The organism is Paenibacillus ottowii (assembly GCF_006874425.1).
GTDB lineage: Bacteria > Bacillota > Bacilli > Paenibacillales > Paenibacillaceae > Paenibacillus > Paenibacillus ottowii.
This window is the reverse complement of record NZ_VIJZ01000001.1, coordinates 605,679-625,267: the sequence shown is the minus strand read 5'-3', so window position 1 is coordinate 625,267 and position 19,589 is coordinate 605,679. Positions and strand designations below refer to the sequence as shown.

Annotated in this window: 17 protein-coding genes and 1 tRNA gene; 1 reads left to right on the top strand and 17 read right to left on the bottom strand. The window is 44.4% G+C overall.

All coding sequences use genetic code 11. The annotated features are described in order from the left end of the window. Nucleotides 1–185 precede the first annotated feature (185 nt). The 10 genes from FKV70_RS02955 to ilvB form a co-directional block, all read right to left on the bottom strand. A tRNA-Gly gene (locus FKV70_RS02955) sits at nucleotides 186–256 on the bottom strand. A 107-nt stretch (nucleotides 257–363) separates the two neighbouring features. After that, nucleotides 364–2,505, bottom strand: coding sequence for a putative bifunctional diguanylate cyclase/phosphodiesterase (locus tag FKV70_RS02950; protein WP_142611778.1), 2,142 nt, complete (start codon nucleotides 2,503–2,505; stop codon nucleotides 364–366). 340 nt (nucleotides 2,506–2,845) lie between these two features. Beyond that, complete coding sequence (locus FKV70_RS02945; RefSeq protein WP_142611777.1) at nucleotides 2,846–3,949, bottom strand: ATP-binding protein; 1,104 nt, start codon at nucleotides 3,947–3,949, stop codon at nucleotides 2,846–2,848. A 335-nt stretch (nucleotides 3,950–4,284) separates the two neighbouring features. Continuing rightward, nucleotides 4,285–4,701, bottom strand: coding sequence for a hypothetical protein (locus FKV70_RS02940; protein WP_142611776.1), 417 nt, complete (start codon nucleotides 4,699–4,701; stop codon nucleotides 4,285–4,287). Between the two features lie 261 nt (nucleotides 4,702–4,962). Then, entirely contained in the window at nucleotides 4,963–5,502 is a 540-nt protein-coding gene (locus FKV70_RS02935; protein ID WP_013370083.1) for a peroxiredoxin, read from the bottom strand. 329 nt (nucleotides 5,503–5,831) lie between these two features. Further along, nucleotides 5,832–6,908 carry a 3-isopropylmalate dehydrogenase gene (gene leuB, locus FKV70_RS02930; protein WP_064795327.1) on the bottom strand — a complete coding sequence of 359 codons (1,077 nt, stop codon included), beginning with the start codon at nucleotides 6,906–6,908 and terminating at the stop codon, nucleotides 5,832–5,834. 205 nt (nucleotides 6,909–7,113) lie between these two features. Beyond that, complete coding sequence (locus FKV70_RS02925) at nucleotides 7,114–8,655, bottom strand: 2-isopropylmalate synthase (protein WP_063209940.1); 1,542 nt, start codon at nucleotides 8,653–8,655, stop codon at nucleotides 7,114–7,116. 126 nt (nucleotides 8,656–8,781) lie between these two features. Then, a complete protein-coding gene (gene ilvC, locus FKV70_RS02920) occupies nucleotides 8,782–9,774 on the bottom strand; it encodes a ketol-acid reductoisomerase (protein ID WP_013309387.1) in 993 nt (330 codons plus the stop codon). 162 nt (nucleotides 9,775–9,936) lie between these two features. Further along, a complete protein-coding gene (gene ilvN, locus FKV70_RS02915) occupies nucleotides 9,937–10,422 on the bottom strand; it encodes an acetolactate synthase small subunit (RefSeq protein WP_016820552.1) in 486 nt (161 codons plus the stop codon). A 1-nt stretch (nucleotide 10,423) separates the two neighbouring features. Continuing rightward, the gene (gene ilvB / locus FKV70_RS02910; RefSeq protein WP_142611775.1) at nucleotides 10,424–12,169 is read right to left on the bottom strand and encodes a biosynthetic-type acetolactate synthase large subunit; all 1,746 of its coding nucleotides are present in this window, start codon (nucleotides 12,167–12,169) and stop codon (nucleotides 10,424–10,426) included. A gap of 612 nt (nucleotides 12,170–12,781) precedes the next feature. Between ilvB and FKV70_RS02905 the strand changes: the two genes are divergently transcribed. Next, nucleotides 12,782–13,222 carry a GNAT family N-acetyltransferase gene (locus FKV70_RS02905; RefSeq protein WP_063209942.1) on the top strand — a complete coding sequence of 147 codons (441 nt, stop codon included), beginning with the start codon at nucleotides 12,782–12,784 and terminating at the stop codon, nucleotides 13,220–13,222. A 34-nt stretch (nucleotides 13,223–13,256) separates the two neighbouring features. Here the strand turns inward: FKV70_RS02905 and FKV70_RS02900 are convergent, their stop codons facing one another. The 7 genes from FKV70_RS02900 to rpmI form a co-directional block, all read right to left on the bottom strand. Further along, nucleotides 13,257–13,592 carry a hypothetical protein gene (locus FKV70_RS02900; protein WP_063209943.1) on the bottom strand — a complete coding sequence of 112 codons (336 nt, stop codon included), beginning with the start codon at nucleotides 13,590–13,592 and terminating at the stop codon, nucleotides 13,257–13,259. A gap of 257 nt (nucleotides 13,593–13,849) precedes the next feature. Continuing rightward, nucleotides 13,850–14,809, bottom strand: coding sequence for an ABC transporter permease (locus FKV70_RS02895; RefSeq protein WP_010349245.1), 960 nt, complete (start codon nucleotides 14,807–14,809; stop codon nucleotides 13,850–13,852). Nucleotide 14,810: 1 nt separating this feature from the next. Beyond that, nucleotides 14,811–15,890 (bottom strand): ABC transporter permease, encoded by a 1,080-nt coding sequence (locus FKV70_RS02890; RefSeq protein WP_063209945.1) that lies wholly within the window; start codon nucleotides 15,888–15,890, stop codon nucleotides 14,811–14,813. Further along, the gene (locus FKV70_RS02885; RefSeq protein ID WP_063209986.1) at nucleotides 15,883–17,421 is read right to left on the bottom strand and encodes an ABC transporter ATP-binding protein; all 1,539 of its coding nucleotides are present in this window, start codon (nucleotides 17,419–17,421) and stop codon (nucleotides 15,883–15,885) included. The genes FKV70_RS02890 and FKV70_RS02885 overlap by 8 nt, the downstream gene beginning before the upstream one ends. A 138-nt stretch (nucleotides 17,422–17,559) precedes the next feature. Further along, complete coding sequence (locus FKV70_RS02880) at nucleotides 17,560–18,597, bottom strand: BMP family lipoprotein (RefSeq protein ID WP_063209946.1); 1,038 nt, start codon at nucleotides 18,595–18,597, stop codon at nucleotides 17,560–17,562. Nucleotides 18,598–18,964: 367 nt separating this feature from the next. After that, the gene (gene rplT / locus FKV70_RS02875) at nucleotides 18,965–19,324 is read right to left on the bottom strand and encodes a 50S ribosomal protein L20 (RefSeq protein ID WP_007429517.1); all 360 of its coding nucleotides are present in this window, start codon (nucleotides 19,322–19,324) and stop codon (nucleotides 18,965–18,967) included. 52 nt (nucleotides 19,325–19,376) lie between these two features. After that, complete coding sequence (gene rpmI / locus FKV70_RS02870; RefSeq protein WP_007429516.1) at nucleotides 19,377–19,577, bottom strand: 50S ribosomal protein L35; 201 nt, start codon at nucleotides 19,575–19,577, stop codon at nucleotides 19,377–19,379. Nucleotides 19,578–19,589: the final 12 nt, after the last annotated feature.

Below are 19,589 nucleotides of genomic sequence, written 5' to 3'. Positions count from 1 at the left end.
ACCTTCCTTTTTATGGGATACTTACTTGCAGTCAATATAGCAGATCACAGCATATTTGCAAATACCGGCGTTATTCCCAATTACCAAATTGGTGTTGAATGAACCACACCCCGGCTAAAAGTATTATCCAATTGAAAATAAAAAGAACCCTTGATTCACAAGGGTTCGGAAACTTTAAAATAGTAAGCGGGTGATGGGAATCGAACCCACGCTATCAGCTTGGAAGGCTGAAGTTCTACCATTGAACTACACCCGCATTATATAACATCTTGATCCATATGTATGACACACTTAAGCTCTCGTCGACCAACTGAATCAGGATGTTATACAGTATAACTTACCTTTCTGGAAAATGCAAGCATACTACATCCCATCCTGAATCAGCCAATTCACAGAGTTACGTAAAAACAATTTTTCAAACACTTCTGCCGGAATGGGGCGGCTAAAATAATACCCCTGTCCTTCATGACAATCCTGGGCCTGCAAAAATTGGAGCTGTTCCTCATTTTCCACCCCTTCAGCCGTGACCTTCAGCTTTAGATGGTGAGCCATAGAGGCAATGGTAGATACAATGGCCGCATTTTTGCTATCGACCAGTACCTCATTTACAAAGGAACGGTCAATTTTAAGACGGTCAATCGGGAGATTTTTCAAATAATGCAGTGAACTATAACCCGTTCCAAAATCATCAATACTGATGGCCACACCGATAGCCTTTATTTTTTTCAATTGTTCAAAGGCCCTGTCCTTATCAAAAGTCATACTCTCGGTAATCTCCAGCTCTAAATAGCGTGGTTCCAGTTCCGTATAGGCCAAAATGCCCCGAATAACATCCACCAGTTTTTTTTGCTGAAATTGGCGCATGGATAAATTGACCGATATCGGGATGGGTGGATATCCTTGCTCCTGCCACTGTTTATTTTGGAGACATGCCTCACGCAGCACCCATTCCCCCAAGGGCACGATCAGGCCACTTTCTTCAGCCACTGGAATAAAATCGCCCGGCATGACCATCCCACGATGAGGATGATTCCAACGCACCAGCGCCTCCAAACTCGTTAGCTCGCCACTTTGCAGGTGGACACGTGGCTGATACACCAAAGAAAATTCCTCATTTTCAAGCGCTCGCCGCAAATCATTCTCCAGTTGTAGTCTTTCATGCGCTCGCATCTGCATCACACTAGCATACCGCTGAAAATTCACGCCTTGCTCCTTGGCACTATGAACAGCAGTATCTGCCTGCTGGATAAGTTGTTCGCTCTGATTCGCATCCCACGGGTACAAAGCGATGCCAACGCTCACCATCACATGATACGACTCCCCATTAATATCAAAAGGCTGATCAAACAACTTCACCATATCATCAATACGATTTCTCACGGCATCTGAATCTTCATAGCCCATTAGAAGAAAGGCAAATTCATCTCCACCCATGCTAAAGACTGCTTCTCCTTCACGGCAAAAACGGGCCAAGCGTTCGCCTACCGCATACAGCAAATAATTGCCTGCCGTATGTCCAAGCGAATCATTAATCGCTTTGAAACGATCAATATTTAGCACTAAAAGAGCTACTGTCTCATCAGACTTCAATGAGTTGCGCAATATTTTATCCAGCCGCTGGGAAAGACGTCGGCGATTGGGGAGGCCTGTTATATCATCATTATAAGCGATATGATTAAACTCAGATTCTGCCGCCTGTTTTTCCCGATAAGGAACCAGAACCATGAGTCTGACCAAACCGTTCAACAGACTATAAAAGGCAATCACGTTAGTCAAAAGTCCTATAAGATGATTAATATCACTCATTTGCCTAGAAAATAAATAAAACAACTGGCTCACAACACACAGCCCGATCCCACGAACCATTAGTAACATGCCCAACTCCGCCGGGCGAACTTTCTTATATTTTCGTACTCCAAAAATAAATGTAAGGACCAGCAGCAACATGACTACCAGATTCAACGTCAAGCCTAGGCTGCCCAATTCGTACCTTATACGTAGATCTGGTAAGCCTGCGTCATAGGCCTTAATAACTCCTAAAATCAGCAAAGTGCAACCTATTCCCGCCCACAAAGCCACTGTCTTGTATTCAGACTTTGTTTTTCTAAATGGAAGAGAGCAAACGAATAGGAGCATAACAGAGGTAAAGGCTCGAATTACAAACAGCAGCCACAACGAAATGCCTGGAGACAAAGCAAAGTCCGTCAGGCTCACAAAACTAAACGAAACGATATGAACCAGGTAAAGCAGACCAGTCACCAGAAAGGTTGGGGCAATAAGAAGTCTCTGCCAGGTTAACTGTTCCAGCAAAACGGACCAGGATTGATAAAAAATAGAAAAACAAATCGCAGCACAGGCAAATCCTAAAATTGGGTATACGAAGAAAAATACATTGTAAGAGTATATTTTATTCAAAGTTACGTGAAATAACTGGGCCATGACAAACAAAACTATCGCAGCCATACCGATGCCTATCGTTTTTTTTACTTCCAGCCGTATATTCATTCAGCCTCTTCAGCCCCCTGCATATCGGAGTTTCCGATCATCTAAGACGTTTGACAGCTTTGGAAGCCGTTGTTTAAGTCTATAGTATCAAAAAAAATGTTGTATTCTGGTATATAATAGCATTTAATCTGTGAAAGGTGAATCATTTTTTTGTTCTATATCCATGAATTTATTTGCGCATTTGCGCAAATACACGAGCTTACAGTACCAAAAAAGCGCATTATCTTTTCAGATTATGCGCTTCAGACGACATTTGTCCAACGGGCTATACCTATACCTCAACGCTGCACACTATAACAGAAATAGTTTGTACAGGACCTCTCTGCGAAAAATCTCCATATTAGACTACAGGAAGGGTAATTTTGAATTGTGTACCGCTTCCATGCTTACTGTCAACATGAATGAAGCCTCCGTGATTTTTGATAATACGATAGCTCACAGCCAATCCCAAGCCGGTTCCACTTTCTTTTGTTGTAAAAAAGGGATCAAATAAACGCGATAATGTATTGTTGTCCATACCTAACCCGTTGTCTTCAATGCAGATGTGAACATAAGGCCCCTCAAGTATTGTATGGATATCAATGCATCCTTCTCGTTCCCCACCGATGCTCTCAATGGCATCCATCGCATTTTTAATCATATTGAGGATAACCTGTTTAATCTGCTTCACGTCAATAGAAACCTTCATGAGCTCATCATTTTCATCCAGTGCGATCTGGCAGCCCTTCATCAACGCCTCACTTTCTGTGAGCAATACTACTTCTTTTAAAAGCCCCATCACAGATACAGCTGTTTTTTGCGGAGCCGAAGGCTTGGACGAATTTAAAAACTCGTAAATAATATCGTTTGCACGATCGATTTCGGTTAAAATAATCCGGGCATACTCATCCCTGCCTAACTCCACCAAGTGCGGCCGCAGCAATTGAATAAAGCCCCGGATTGCAGTAAGCGGGTTACGGATTTCATGGGCGATAGAGGCCGAAATACGTCCAAGCATGGCCAACTTATCATTTTGATACGCCGTCTGCTCAATCTGCTTATAATCCGACACATCCTTTACACTAAATAAAAAATCGCCATCCATCTGATCACCGTAGGTCACTGTTATCAACCAATGCCGACCATACTCATCAATCAACTCATGATAGCGCTTTCTATGAAAGATAGTTTCTTTATAAATCCGCATGATTTTCTTCTTCTTAAACCGACTTAACTCAGGATGATGCAAAATTTGCATCAGGTTGCGACCCGCAAGCGAACTACGTGGTAACTCCAGTAATCTCGCCATTTGCACGTTAATAAAGGTCAGTACCCCGTCACTGTCAAACAGCATGATACCACTATCCAGGTTCTCCAGTACATTTTCATACTTATTATTGGCGATCTGTGTGGAAGGGCAAGCTCCCACGGTATCAAGCAAGGCTTCTTGGAATTCACTGATCATGCCAGGCTTCCCCCTTGTATCGGAATGATAAACTGGCCGTATCGGACGTGTAATATTCTTGAAGAAGAGAAAGGTATCTACCGATTACCCTTCAAATGGGTAAAAAACAGTTTCATTCAACTCCGACCATTTTTTTCGATTCGAGTCTTATTTTATGATAGACAAGATTAAGGATCACAGTCAATCGGAAAAAGTGTCGAATCCACATTTTTCTCCTATTTTCTTTCGTCATAATATCTGCGCAACATTACCAAAATTAAAAAATAAGTTAAGAAAAGCGCCCTACACACCAAAGAAGCTCTCCAGAATTGAGAGCTTCTTTGGTGTGTAGGATGTCAACTGCCGCTCTTATTATGTTGAAGCCGGAATCGTCTTTGGCTCATAACGGCCAGTCTTCTCTTAAGCTCTCCCTGCCATTTCTCATCGTTCATTTGTTTGGCTACCATCAATAAATCCAGCGACATGTCAATTTGGCGCTTTACAATTTCAAATGCATCTTCGCTCTCGCGATTCACACAATTTTCAAATATCGTATCATCGTCTTCCATAACATAATCCTGAAAATCAATCTCGGATGCCCCATCTCCATGTGCATACTCAGCCAAAATTTCATACTCATTTTCGACTTTATAATGAACTTCAATGCGACGACATACCGGGCAAAACAGCAAAGGAACATTATGGACTTGGGTGCGGTAATGCTTCAGCGTTCCCTTGGTTCCTACCATGCTTGCTCCACAGCAATAACTCATCCGGGCTCAGCCTCCTCTGAACAAAACCTGTTCTGCCTTGTTTATCTTCTACAATACCTTATTCGCTTTCATTAGGCAAAATTCCTCCAGAACACAACAACATTTCCATAATTATTTGTTACTTCACTCTGTATTACATGATTCAGACAGGCTACTTCCCAGATGTTCCGCTGAACAGCGCAGGCAAGCAAGCCCCCAACATCGGCAGAGTAACCGCATGTTGGGGGCTTGCTTGTTTAAATTCAACTTGTGAAATTGATATTACAGATTTTTATCGCCTGGTTTCCAGTTCATTGGGCACAATCCACCGGATTGCAATGCTTGCAGTACACGCAATGTTTCTTCTACACTGCGGCCTACATCATTGTGGTTAACCACTTGATATTTCAGTTCGCCTTCTGGATCAATGATGAACAAGCCGCGCAATGCAACGCCTTCTTCTTCGATCAGAACGCCATAGTCACTTGCTGTTTTCTTCGTGATGTCAGAAGCCAATGGGAAGTTCAATTTGCCCAGACCGTTGTTCTCTTTAGCTGTGTTGATCCATGCTTTATGACTATGCACGGAGTCTACACTGATACCCAAGATTTCAGTATCCAGCTCTTTGAATTGATCAGCTGCATCGCTCAAAGCTGTAATTTCTGTTGGGCATACAAATGTGAAATCCAGTGGATAGAAGAAAAATACGAGCCACTTGCCACGGTAATCGGAAAGTTTCACCGAGCCAAATTCTTGACCGTCTCCAGACACTGTTTCCAATGCAAAATCAGGTGCGGGTCTTCCTACCAATCTTTCTGCCATAATGTGAAATCCTCCTTTAAAATATGTAAGAAAAACACCAATTGTGTTTTCCTCAATCATCTGTATTGTAACAAACCACCTACTTGATAAATGTTATCATTCGCTGAAAACAAAGTCAATATTATAACCATTACTTTTTTATAATTATTTTAAACTGGCTTGAAAATTCATAATCTTTTCACATTTTGGGCTTTTTAAGCTTTTTGATACGAAAGTAGCTCCTGATTGCTCAGGAGCTACGGTGTTAAACTTTTGCTGTAAAGTTATGTTGTATAACCGCCCTATATAATAGGAAGCTTTTTTTCAGAACGGGTGCATTTCCGGAAACTTTAGCGAATAGCTGCCGCAATCAAATCGCCCATTTGAGCTGTCGAGATCGCTTGAGATTTATCCACCGCAATATCTGCTGTACGGTGCCCTGCATCCAGTACCTCAGCTACCGCTTTCTCAATAGCATCGGCTGCTTTCTCGTACCCAAAGGTGAGGCGGAACATCAAAGCAACGGACAAAATTGTTGCAATTGGATTCGCCAGTCCCTGGCCTGCAATATCAGGCGCCGAGCCGTGTACCGGCTCGTACAGACCAAAGCTGCCTTCTCCAAGTGATGCAGAGGAGAGCATCCCGATGGACCCGGTCAGCATAGCTGCTTCATCACTAAGGATGTCACCAAACATATTTTCCGTTACAATGACGTCAAAACTGGATGGACGGCGCAGCAATTGCATGGCACAGTTATCGACTAATACATGCTCAAGCTCGACGTCTGGGTAATCTACAGCGACGCGGTTAACGACTTCACGCCATAAACGGGAAGTTTCCAGCACATTGGCCTTATCCACCGATGCGAGCTTTTTGCGACGTTTTTGTGCAATTTCGAAAGATTGGCGAACAATACGCTCAACTTCTGTTACATTATATGCACAAGTATCGATCGCTTCCTCACCCTGAGCACTCTCTCGTCTGTATTTCTCACCGAAATAAATACCGCCCGTCAGCTCACGTACCACAATCAAGTCCGTTCCTTCCAATACTTCTGGTTTCAATGTAGACGCGTCCTTAAGACAATCGAAAACAACAGCAGGACGAAGATTCGAGAACAGACCGAGCTCTTTGCGAATACCGAGCAATCCGGTTTCAGGACGAAGTTCCTTAGGATTGTTGTCCCATTGTGGTCCTCCGACCGCTCCCAACAGCACGGCATCTGCAGATTGACATACGGTCAATGTTTCTTGCGGCAATGGAGTCCCCTTCTTATCAATGGCAATCCCGCCGAACAGGGCATGCTCTGTTTCAAATGAAAGGCCAAACACTTCTTCCGTACGTTTCAAAATTTTCTCTGCCTCTGCAACTACTTCAGGTCCGATTCCGTCTCCCGCTATTACTGCAATCTTTTTAACGTCTGTCATCACGTACACTCCTCTTGTTATACAGCCATAAGACCGTATTTCTCATACCTTCTTTGTAACATATAGAGCATGGCTTTGACCAAGATATAGAATCTATCAATTCAATAGGTTCTGCCTATAAGCTCGTTTTTTTATTAAAAAATAAGAAAACAGGATCGGAAACAACCCGATCCTGTCTATATTCAATGCCTAGGTTTGTATAAAATTAGGATTTATAATCTACGCGATTGCTGTAATTTTTACGCTTGTCGATCAAACCATTCAGTGCATCCACATAAGCCCGTGCACTTGCTTCCAAAATATCGGTACTTACCCCGCGGCCCTGTACAGATATTCCGTTTTGAGTCAGCACCACATGTACTTCCCCTAGAGCGTCCTTGCCATGAGTAACCGATTTAATGGAGTAATCAGAAAGTACAACACTCTCGCTGCTGGCTTGGTCAATCGCATTATAGATCGCATCGACTGAACCATTCCCTTCAGCTTCTGTCTCGATCACCTGGCCTTCATCGTTTACCAGACGCACTTGTGCAGAAGGCGTAGCCTTGTTTCCGTAAGTTACGAAAATGGTCTCCAGCCTGAAGACTTCAGGTGCATCGGCCAATTTTTCTTCCAGCAATGCCAGGATATCATCGTCCGATACTTCCTTTTTCTTATCAGCCAAATCCTTAAACTGGCCAAAAGCGCGATTCAGATCTTCTTCGCTCAATTCGTATCCCAGCTCGACCAAACGCTCACGGAACGCATGACGCCCTGAATGCTTGCCCAGCACCAGCTTGCTTTCTTTCAGACCGATGCTTTCCGGTGTCATAATTTCATAGGTCGTCTTCTCCTTCAGCATGCCGTCCTGGTGAATACCTGATTCGTGCGCAAAAGCGTTGGCCCCCACGATCGCCTTGTTGCCCGGCACAACCATCCCTGTCAAGCGGCTAACCAAACGACTCGTGCGTGCAATTTCAGACAATTGCAGAGACGTTTTGGCTTGGAAAAATTCCTGTCTAGTCTCCAATGCCATGGCGATTTCTTCAATAGCCGTGTTTCCAGCGCGTTCACCGATACCGTTAATGGTTCCCTCGATCTGGTCTGCCCCGTTCAAGATGGCAGCAAGCGTATTAGCAGTAGCCATTCCCAAGTCATTGTGGCAATGTGCACTCAATTGAATCTTCTCCACATCGACCACATTTTGCTTGATGTGTTTGAATATATTTCCGTATTCGTAGGGTGTTAAGTAACCTACCGTGTCCGGGATATTGACGACAGAAGCCCCTTCCTGTACAGCCATGGTGACCATTTCAACCACAAAGTCAAGCTCTGTACGTCCTGCGTCCTCTAAAGAAAACTCCACTTTTGGCAAATATTTTAACCCATAACGAATGGCAGCACGAGCAGTTTCCAACACCTGTGTCTTCTCCATCCGCAGCTTATGCTGACGATGGATTGGAGAGGTTGCCAAAAAGATATGGATACATGGGTCCTGTGCTCCCTTGAGTGCCTCGCGTACCGCATCAATATCTTGTTCCCTTGCACGCGAAAGGCCAATAACGGTCGAATTTTTTACAGCTTTTGCTACTGCATTAACAGCCGCCAGATCACCCGGAGAAGCAGCCGGGAAACCAGCCTCCATACGATCGATTCCCAGCTTCTCCAACTGATGGGCGATCTCCACTTTCTCACGAGTATTCAAGTTCACGCCAGGTGACTGTTCTCCGTCTCTCAAAGTGGTGTCAAATACATATATTTTGCGCAACCTAACGCACCTCCCTCAGCATTTTGGACCCTTAAATTACAATGCGGCTCACGCAATAAGCAGGGCCGCATTGTAATTAATATTTATAAATAATTCATGATGTCGAGCTTATAGTACAAAAGGTTATTACTTTTTGATCCAATGCATCATTTCACGCAATTGTCCGCCCACCACTTCAATCGGATGGTTAGCTTCATTACGGCGAGTAGCCGTCAGGAATGCACGTCCAGATTGGTTTTCAAGGATGAAGTCACGAGCAAATTTACCTTGTTGAATGTCAGTCAATACATCCTTCATAGCTTTCTTTGTATCTTCTGTTACCACACGTGGTCCAGTTACATAATCGCCATATTCCGCTGTATTACTGATGGAATCACGCATAGTTGCCAATCCACCTTCATACATCAGGTCAACGATCAGCTTAAGCTCATGCAAGCATTCGAAGTATGCCATCTCAGGAGCATATCCTGCTTCAGTCAATGTTTCAAAGCCCGCTTTTACAAGTGCGCTCACACCGCCACACAATACCGCCTGCTCACCGAACAGATCCGTTTCCGTTTCTTCACGGAAGGAGGTTTCAATTACGCCCGCACGTGTACAGCCAATGCCTTTTGCATAAGCAAGACCGATTTCTTTGGCTTGACCTGTTGCGTCCTGTTCAATTGCGATCAATCCTGGTACACCAAACCCTTCTACATAGGTACGACGTACCATATGTCCTGGGGATTTTGGAGCAACCAGCAATACATCGCTATCTTTAGGAGCTACGATTTGTCCAAAATGAACATTAAAACCATGGGAGAACAAAAGTGCTGCGCCTTTTTTCAGATTAGGTTCAATTTCATTTTTGTAAACAGAAGCTTGAGTTTCATCAGGCAACAAAATTTGAACCACATCTGCACGGCTTGTTGCATCAGCTACGTTCAGAACTTCAAAACCGTCGTTTCTTGCGACATCAGCTGATTTGCCTTCACGCAAACCAATAACAACATTCACACCACTGTCACGCAAGTTTTGTGCTTGAGCATGTCCTTGGCTACCGTAACCGATAACGGCCACCGTCTTTCCTTTCAATACGCTGAGTTCTGCATCTTTTTCGTAGTACGTTGTAACTGCCATGGTTAATTTCCTCCTTTTAATTGGACCCTTCATAATGAGCGGGTAGTCCAAGAGACTTTGCCTCCGAATGGCATTTAAAAATCTCTTCGAGCACCCGCTCTTATGCGGGCGATTCTTTAATGGTGTAATGCGCTATAAGCGGTAAATCGTTAAAGCTTTATATTATGCATTTCCACGTATCATAGCTGTAACCCCGGTTCGGGTCAACTCGCGAATACCGTAAGGCTTCAACAACTCGATCATCGCATCGATTTTTTCAGTATCGCCAATGACCTGAACAATCAAGCTTGTCGTTCCAACATCAATGACAGCTGCTCTGAACGTTTCTACCACGCCCATAATTTCTGGCCGCTGAGGCGGTTCAGCCTTCACCTTAATCATCGCCAATTCCCGAGCAACCATTGGCTTGGAACTAAGATCGATGACCTTGATTACATCAACCAGCTTGTAAAGCTGCTTTTCAATCTGCTCCAGGTTGTTCTCATCCCCTACAGTCACAATGACCATACGGGATAATCCAGCTTCCTCCGATTGACCTACGGTGATGCTCTCAATGTTAAAGCCACGGCGGCCAAATAGTCCAGACACACGTTGCAAAACGCCGGGATGATCATTTACCAGTACAGCAATGGTATTTTTTGTCGTCATTTTACTCGTCCCCCATCAGCATTTGATCAATGGTCGAACCTTGCGTCACCATCGGATATACATTCTCTTCCTTGCTGACTACAAACTCGACAACGACCGGTCCGGGTGTATCAAGCGCCTCCTGCCAAGCCCGACGTGCTTCTTCCTTGTTCGTAGCACGCAGTCCTTTGACACCGTATGCTTCGGCCAATTTCACAAAATCCGGGCTTCCAGCCAGGTCAATGTGACTGTACCGATTGTCATAGATCAGTTCTTGCCACTGGCGAACCATTCCAAGTACCTGGTTGTTGATAATTACGATTTTGACCGGAATGTTATTGATAGCACAAATGGCTAGCTCCTGCGAACACATCTGCATACCGCCGTCTCCGTTAATCGATATTACTAATCTGTCAGGATTGGCCATTTGAGCGCCGATCGCAGAAGGGAAACCAAATCCCATCGTACCCAGTCCACCAGAGGTGACCCATGAGCGCGGCTGATTGAATTTGTAATACTGTGCGGCCCACATTTGGTGCTGTCCCACGTCCGTCGTAACGATTGCTCCGCCCTTGGTCGTTTGATCCAACAATTCGATAACCCATTGTGGTTTAAGCACTGTTTCCGAATCCTTATAAGAAAAAGGCTTCTCGGCCTTCCATTGCTGAATTTTCGCTCTCCATGCATCCGCCAGGTCTGCGCGTTTCACATCCTGGTTCAGCAGTTCTAATACTGCCTTCACGTCACCTACAATTGGAATATCCGCAGCCACATTTTTTCCAATTTCAGCAGGGTCGATATCGATGTGTACGATTTTGGCTTGAGGAGCAAATCCATCCAACTTGCCTGTCACCCGATCATCAAAACGGGCACCGATACAGATCAGCAGATCTGATTGTTGGATCGCCTGGTTAGAGGTGTATGTTCCGTGCATTCCCGGCATCCCTGTCCAAAGTTCATGTCCACTTGGGAATCCTCCCAATCCAAGCAAGGTTGTCGCAATTGGAATTTCCGTTTTACGAACAAATTCGTAAAGTGCTTCATGTCCACCGGAGTAAACAACTCCTCCACCTGCTAGGATAAATGGACGTTCTGCTTCGGCAATAGCTTGAGTTAGCTTGTCTAGTTGAATCTTGTTGGGCAACACTTTCGGGTTGTAACCCCGCATGGTCACAGGTTCCGTTTGTGGGACAAACAATGTCTGGGCTGCGGAGATATCCTTTGGAATATCAATCAGTACCGGTCCTTTTCTACCTGTGTTGGCAATATGAAATGCCTCATGGATGATTCGCGGCAGCTCCTCTACGTCTCTCACCAAATAGCTGTGCTTCGTAATCGGCATTGTAATTCCCGTGATATCAGCTTCCTGGAAAGCATCTGTACCGATCAGGGAAGATATAACGTTACCCGTGATGACCACCAACGGCACCGAATCCATAAAAGCTGTCGCTATCCCAGTTACCAGGTTTGTCGCTCCAGGTCCGGAAGTCGCGATACAGACACCAACTTTACCGCTTGCCCGTGCATAACCATCTGCCGCATGAATAGCTCCCTGCTCGTGACGAGTGAGGACATGCTTGAAATCCTTGAAGCCGTACATGGCATCGTAGATATAAAGCACTGCACCACCAGGATATCCGAAGACACACTCTACTCCCTCCAGCAAAAGGCTACGGAGTAAAATTTCCGAACCCGTAATCACCTCAGGTTTCATCCACTTTTCACGTAATTCATCGGTTGACCTAACTTCAGGAATTTGTGCACTCATTGGTCATCCTCCTTTACAAAATTCACATACAGCTTACATTTGTAAATACAAAAAAACCTTTCATCCCTAGAACAGACTTACTGTTGCTGAGGGACGAAAGGCTGTAGCTTCCGTGGTACCACCCGTGTTTGCCCGATATTTCGCAATATCGAACCTTGGCAGGTACAGAAATCACAAAGGATCTCCATATCTGGCGTCTGTAACGTAGACCGTACGATTTTCCCTAATAGGCGATTCAGTGCACCGTTAAGCTCATGGGCCCAAATACTTTTCAGGAAAACAGCTCCGAGGTGAGCTCGTTAAAAAGGGATTTTGGTGAAGCTTGCAGCTAATGCCTCACTCTCTGAACAAAAGAGCCCTAATCACTTCGTCCTCTTCATTGCCGTTGTGTTCATGTCATTCTTTCAAATGTTTAGACACATTATATGTCCCTCATCTGGGATAGTCAATACCCAGATTTCATAAAAATTTATGTTTCTCTGCTTTAGCACCTCTGAGCCGCACGCTTATAAGAGGTATCCGCATAATATAAAAAAGACCGCACAGAGAGACTTTGTACACCTCCAAAGCCATGACATATCTTGCTAAAAGGGTAAAAAAGGAGGCCTGTTTATGATTCGCAAACGTTGCGCCCAAGATGACAAAATGATCTTTCGTCTAATCGAGCAAGAGCTTGTCCCCCTATCGCATTTAAGTCTCCAAGAGATGGATCAAATACGAAAAGAATTACCCCGGCGCTTAAACCGGGGCATCACTTTTGTAGCTTGCAGACCGGATAATGCACAGGTTGTTGGCTTCATTCATGTTATGCTGCACGGAGAACTTTTATACATTGATTTGATTGCAATCGCTTCGGCTCATCAAGGTAAAAGATACGGAAAAAAGTTGCTGGAGTGTGCCGAACAATACGGCCGATTGCGACGCTGCAAGCGAGCTAAGGTGATGGTGGACGAAGACAACGTGCGAGGGATCCATTTTTATTTACGTCATCGATACCACATGATGCGTTACGTAGCTCTAAGCCGATGCCACGAACTCGAAAAGTCGCTTTGAAAATTATAATTTTCGGGTTCGTGATGTTGTAGAACTAAAAAAAGTTGGGGTAAAACGGATAGCCTACTCCGGGATATCCCCCGTCTGTATACGCTCCATACTGCGGACCATAACCTGGTCCTCCATAACCTGGACCGTAGCCAGCGTAGGCACCAACGTATGGAGCTGTGCCAATGGCTAGCAAATCAAAAAGCACCAGCGGAATAATCGCTTTCGTGTTTACTTTCTTCTTACGGTTGGGTTGAAGAATTAGTCGGTTACCCGAAATGCGAATCAGCTTACCACTGACCCGGGAGCCATCCTTACGTGTGGCGAAGATGACCTTACCGACAAGCTTCTCCACCTGCTTTCTGGTTATTGCCTGTTTCATCGTATTTCCTCCTTCTTTCTCAACGGATGGACAGATTGAACGGCTCCTTGATAGCTCACCACCACCACAAAATAGACTGAGCTGACAGGGGCCGAGCGTCCGTCCAATCTGCATAGCACAGTCTATTCCATTCATGCCTGAAGCGTATGTTTAAATGCCTGCACAACATAAAAAAACTGGTACCTGCACATGCAGATACCAGTTTTTCAAATATACTAATGCGTCTAGCCAAAAACATTCAGCCGTATAGGTAGTTATTAACGCTTGCTTGGATCGTACAGTTGACCCAAAGCGGCTGGAGCGCGTGAACGTCCAACTGCCGCTACCAGCACAATAATCGTCAAGAGATACGGCAACATAAAAATAATTTCCTGGGGAATACTTTGCGACCATGCAAACAGCTGTACATAGTTGCGAATCGCTTGTGAAAAACCGAAAAACACTGCCGCGCCAAAAGCTCCGAGCGGATTCCATTTACCGAAAATCATAGCGGCAATAGCAATATAACCCTGCCCTGAAACCGTATTATGTGAAAACATATTGGTCGTAGTCAAAGTGATTGTAGCCCCACCAATCCCAGCCAACGCACCACTAATCATAACACCGATATAACGAAGGCGATTGACTTTGATCCCCACTGTATCGGCCGCACCTGGATGCTCTCCTACTGAACGCAAACGCAAGCCAAACGGTGTTTTATACAAAGTAAAGTAGCCAATAATAACCAATAGAATAGCTAGATATGTGGTTGGATAGGCTTGGAAAAATGCTTTTCCTGCAATCGGAATATCCACTAGATAAGGGATGGATATCTCGTTAAAGCCTTGAATCCGGCCGGTGTCACCATCACCCTCAAATAGCAGCTTAACCATATACAGTGTACTACCTGCTGCCAGAAAGTTAATGACAATCCCGCTGATTACCTGATCGGCCTTGAACGTAATGGAGGCTACAGCATGAATTAGCGAAACCAGAATACCAAACACCGCAGCTGACAGTACACCTACCCAGGCCGCAGAGGTGCCTCCTAATCCCGCTTGCTCGGCATAAAATCCGCCGACACCTGCCGCAAATGCGCCAAATACCATAAGTCCTTCCAACCCGAGATTCGTTACACCGGATTTTTCCGAAAAAACTCCGCCAAGAGACGCAAAAATAATCGCCGTCGCAAAAACGAGCGTCGTATGGATTAATTCACCAAGTGTTAACCAACTCATTTTACAACACCTTCTCTTTCTTCCGCTTGGAATACAGCGGCTTTACAACCCAACGCACAATACCTTGGGCGGCAATAAAGAAAATAATCGAGCCAATAACTACCCGGATAATTTCTGGTGGTACATCCGCGCTAAAGCTCATCCCTGCAGAACCATACGTAAGCGTCCCGAACAAAACAGAGCCGAGCAGTACACCGAACGGATTATTCATCCCGATCAAAGACACAGCGATGCCGTCAAAGCCGGTTCCCGGTGATCCTGCCATAACAGATTGATAATGGAAAACCCCCAACACCTCAAAGGCACCAGCCAATCCAGCAAAAACACCACTAATAAACATCGCTTTTATAATATTACGATTTACATTCATACCTGCATAGCGAGATGCATCCTCGTTAAATCCGACAGCCCGAAGCTCATAGCCCTGCTTTGTTTTCCACATGAAAATATAGAAAAACACTGCCGCCAGCACAGCAATAACGGTGCCCCAATGAACCCGAGCATTCCCCATCATCTGGGACAGCCAATCAATGGAAATAGAAGCGGAAGGTTGGATATCTACAGAGCGATTTTCCCCTTCCAAAAGTGCGAACTGATTAATCACCAAATTAGCCAAATACAGTCCGATCCAGTTCATCATAATACATGTAATAACTTCGTTAACGCCTCGTTTGGCCTTCAAATAGCCAGCAATCGCAGCCCATAAGCCTCCGAAAACGGCTCCTGCAATCACAGCTAGCGGTGCATGAATGATAGCAGGCAACCCATGAAGTTTGATGCCCACAATCGAAGCAGCTGTCATACCGACCAGAAACTGACCTTCGCCGCCAATATTAAACAACCCGGCACGAGCCGCAAAAGCAAATGCCAATCCCGTTAGAATTAAAGGAGTCATCTCACGGATCGCTTCGCCAAAGTTGTAGGTGTCTCCGTACACACGGCTAAACAATGCAGAGTACGCCACAATAGGGTCATACCCGCCAATCAACATCACGATAGCACCCAGAATGAGGCCAAAAACAATAGAGACCAGTGCCAGAACAAAGGAGTCTTTTGTGAATACTTTCAATAGGTTAGCCATTCTCTACTCCTTTCTTCACTGCACTTCCTGCCATCATGAGTCCCAGTTCCTGGTCATTCGTTTCTTCAGGCAGCACTTCCCCGACAATCTTGCCCTCATAAATAACAGCAATTCGATCGGATACATTCATAATCTCGTCCAACTCAAATGAAATAAGCAGTACCGCTTTACCTTGATCCCGCTGGGCAATCAATTGTTCTTGGACAAACTCAATAGCCCCAACATCCAGTCCGCGTGTAGGCTGAGCTGCGATGAGAAGGTCTGGGTTTTTATCAATTTCACGCGCTATAATAGCCTTTTGCTGATTCCCACCAGATAACGCTCTTGCCTTGGTATGAATATCTGGTGTTCTTACATCAAACTTCTCAATAAGGCTTTTTGCCTGTTTTTCTATAGCGTCCTTGTTCAAAAAGCCGTTTTTACTGTAAGGTGCCTGATAATACGTCTCCAGCACCATATTTTCACTCATGGAAAAATCGAGCACCAATCCATGCTTATGGCGATCCTCCGGTATATGTGAAACGCCTGCCTCTGAAATTTTGCGCGGTGGCTGGTTTGTCAGTTCTTTTCCGAGCAAACGGATACTTCCGCTATCCACCTTGCGCAATCCTGTCAAGGCTTCAATCAGCTCACTCTGTCCATTGCCGTCCACCCCAGCAATCCCCAAAATCTCGCCGGCCTTAACCTGCAGGTTCAATTCATTCAGAACATGAATGCCATCCTTATTTTTAGAGATTACATTGTTCATTTCCAGTACAGTTTGTCCTGGTTGAGCAAGCTTCTTATCCACTTTAAAGGACACACGGCGGCCTACCATTTTCTCCGCCAGCTCATTCGGTGTTGTTTCAGAGGTTTTGACCGTATCAATAACTTTACCTCGGCGAATGATCGTAACCGTATCGGCAATTTGCATAATTTCTTTGAGCTTATGCGTGATAAGAATGATTGATTTGCCTTCAGCGACTAAGCGCTTCATAATGTCCAGCAACTCAGAAATTTCCTGTGGTGTCAGCACCGCGGTTGGCTCATCGAAAATCAGAATATCTGCACCACGATAGAGTGTCTTGATAATTTCCACACGTTGCTGCATACCCACAGATATATCCTCAATTTTGGCATTCGGATTCACCTGAAGTCCATATTGCTCAGATAACCGCTGTACTTCTGCGGCAGCCTTTTTATAATTGATTTTCAGACCCTTACGTGGCTCCGAACCCAGGACAATATTTTCGGTTACGGTAAACGGCTGTACAAGCTTAAAATGCTGATGTACCATGCCGATCCCCAGATCAATTGCCTTATTAGGACTATCAATCTGTACGGGGTTTCCTCCCATTTCAATGGTCCCTTCATCCGGCTGATATAGTCCGAAAAGAATATTCATAAGCGTAGATTTACCCGCGCCATTCTCACCCAAAAGGGCATGAATTTCTCCCTTATGCAGCTTGATGCTGATGGAGTCGTTGGCAACGATGCCGGGGAATCGTTTTGTAATTTGCTTTAACTCAACGACGGGGGTCGCTGCATCCATGAGATCACCCTTATACACTTTATAGTATGTGCTCCAATGAGCTGATTTTGACCATTATAATCTTATAACTCCAGACGTAAGAACAAGGCTAGTCTTATGAACCAGCCTTGTCGCTACCTCTATGTTCTTCAGTCTAGCTTATTTCGAAGGAACTTTAATCTCGCCTTTAATGATTTTTTGCTTGTATTGTTCTACAAGATCAAGCACATCTTTAGGAACGTTTTTCGAAGATGTATCTGCCAATCCAATTCCGTTATCCTTCAGAGCCAGTGTTTCGACACCGCCCTTAAACTTACCGTCAATTACTTCTTGGGATACACGTTTTACTGCTTCATCTACGCGTTTTACCATCGAAGTTAATGTTACTCCGTCACCAAACTCAAGTGATTGGTCTTTATCTACGCCGATAACCCATACTTGCTGACCTTGCTGCTTACGTGCGAGTGCTTCGTTAAATACGCCTGTTCCTGATCCGCCAGCTGCATGGAAAATAATGTCCGCACCATCATTGTAGATCGTTGCTGCAGCAGCTTTACCAAGATCCGGCTTATCAAATGCACCCGTATAGTTCACAATCAGTTGTGCTTTTGGATTTACAGCCTTTACCCCTGCTTCAAATCCTTTTTCAAAACGTTTGATCAGCGGGCTGTCTTGTCCACCCACAAAACCAACTTTGTTTGTTTTAGTAAGTTTACCAGCCACAACCCCTACCAGGAAGGAACCTTCATTTTCAGCAAATACAACCGATTTAACGTTAGGCGCATCCACAACACTGTCAATGATCGCCAAATTTTTGTTCGGATTGTCTTTGGCTACTTGTCCAATCGCATTCGCAAGATTAAAACCGATTCCCCAAGTCAGGTTGAAATCACCCTTAACGAATTGATTCAGGTTAGGAATATAATCTTGGTCGGATTTACTTTGCAAGTATTTAGCTTTAACGCCTGATTCTTTCTGAATAGCTTGAAGTGCCTCCCAAGCAGATTGATTAAACGATTTGTCGTTTACTCCGCCCACATCTGTAACCATGCCAAGTTGGATATTTGATGTTTTGGCAGAACCGCCTGCTTCTCCACCATTTGCGTTGGACGCACCTTGATTTTTGTTACCGCAGCCTGCGAGAATAACCGAGATCGCCAGCAGCATAACCAAAGACATACTAAACAATTTCTTCATGCTGATACTGTTCCCCCTTAGTGTTAGATCCCTGGACTGTCTCTTTTCTTTAGAAAATGCACATCATTTTCATGTCATTTACTGACGAGACAGATCGTACAGAAGACTTACTTTAGAGATTATACAATTATGATCGACTAAAATCTAGCCAATTAATAACCTTGGGTCAATTTTTTTTAGATTTCCAAAAATGTAAGCGTTACAAAATTAAGAAATCCATACATTCTGCCATCTTACGTCATATTTATTCGTATTTTGAAGAAAACAAAATCTTTTTTAGTGTTAAGTATGTACAAAAAAAGGCGTCCCTACACAGCATACTGCTCGGGACACCTTTGTTACCACTTTCGCGGTTTTTACACCTTAATTAAGCGTTGATTTTACCTTTAGCAACAGTTGCCAAAGAGTTGAATGCATTAATATCATTGACTGCAAGATCAGCCAAGATTTTACGGTTAATGTCCACACCAGCCAATTTCAGACCGTGCATCAATTTGCTGTAAGACAAACCATTCAAACGAGCTGCTGCGTTGATACGCACGATCCACAATCTGCGGAAGTTACGTTTCGTCTGACGACGGTCACGGTATGCGTAAACAAGCGATTTCATTACCTGCTCGTTAGCTGTTTTAAAAATGCGGTGTTTGGAACCAAAATAACCTTTAGCAAGCTTCAATACTTTTTTATGACGACGACGAACGACGAATCCGCCCTTTACTCTTGCCATATCAAAAGACCTCCCAAATAATGTTTATACTTTATTTATTGCCGTGCTTATACTATTTCAGGTTAGCAAGACCTTGTTTCAAACGTCTAACGTCCCCAGGTGCCATCTCAGGGTTAGTACCCAGAACGCGTTTTGCACGTTTGGATTTGTGGGAAAGCAAGTGGTTTCTGTAAGCTTTGTAACGAGTCACTTTACCAGTACCGGTAATTTTGAAGCGGCCTTTAAGGCTGCTATGTGTTTTCATTTTTGGCATTGAACTTCCTCC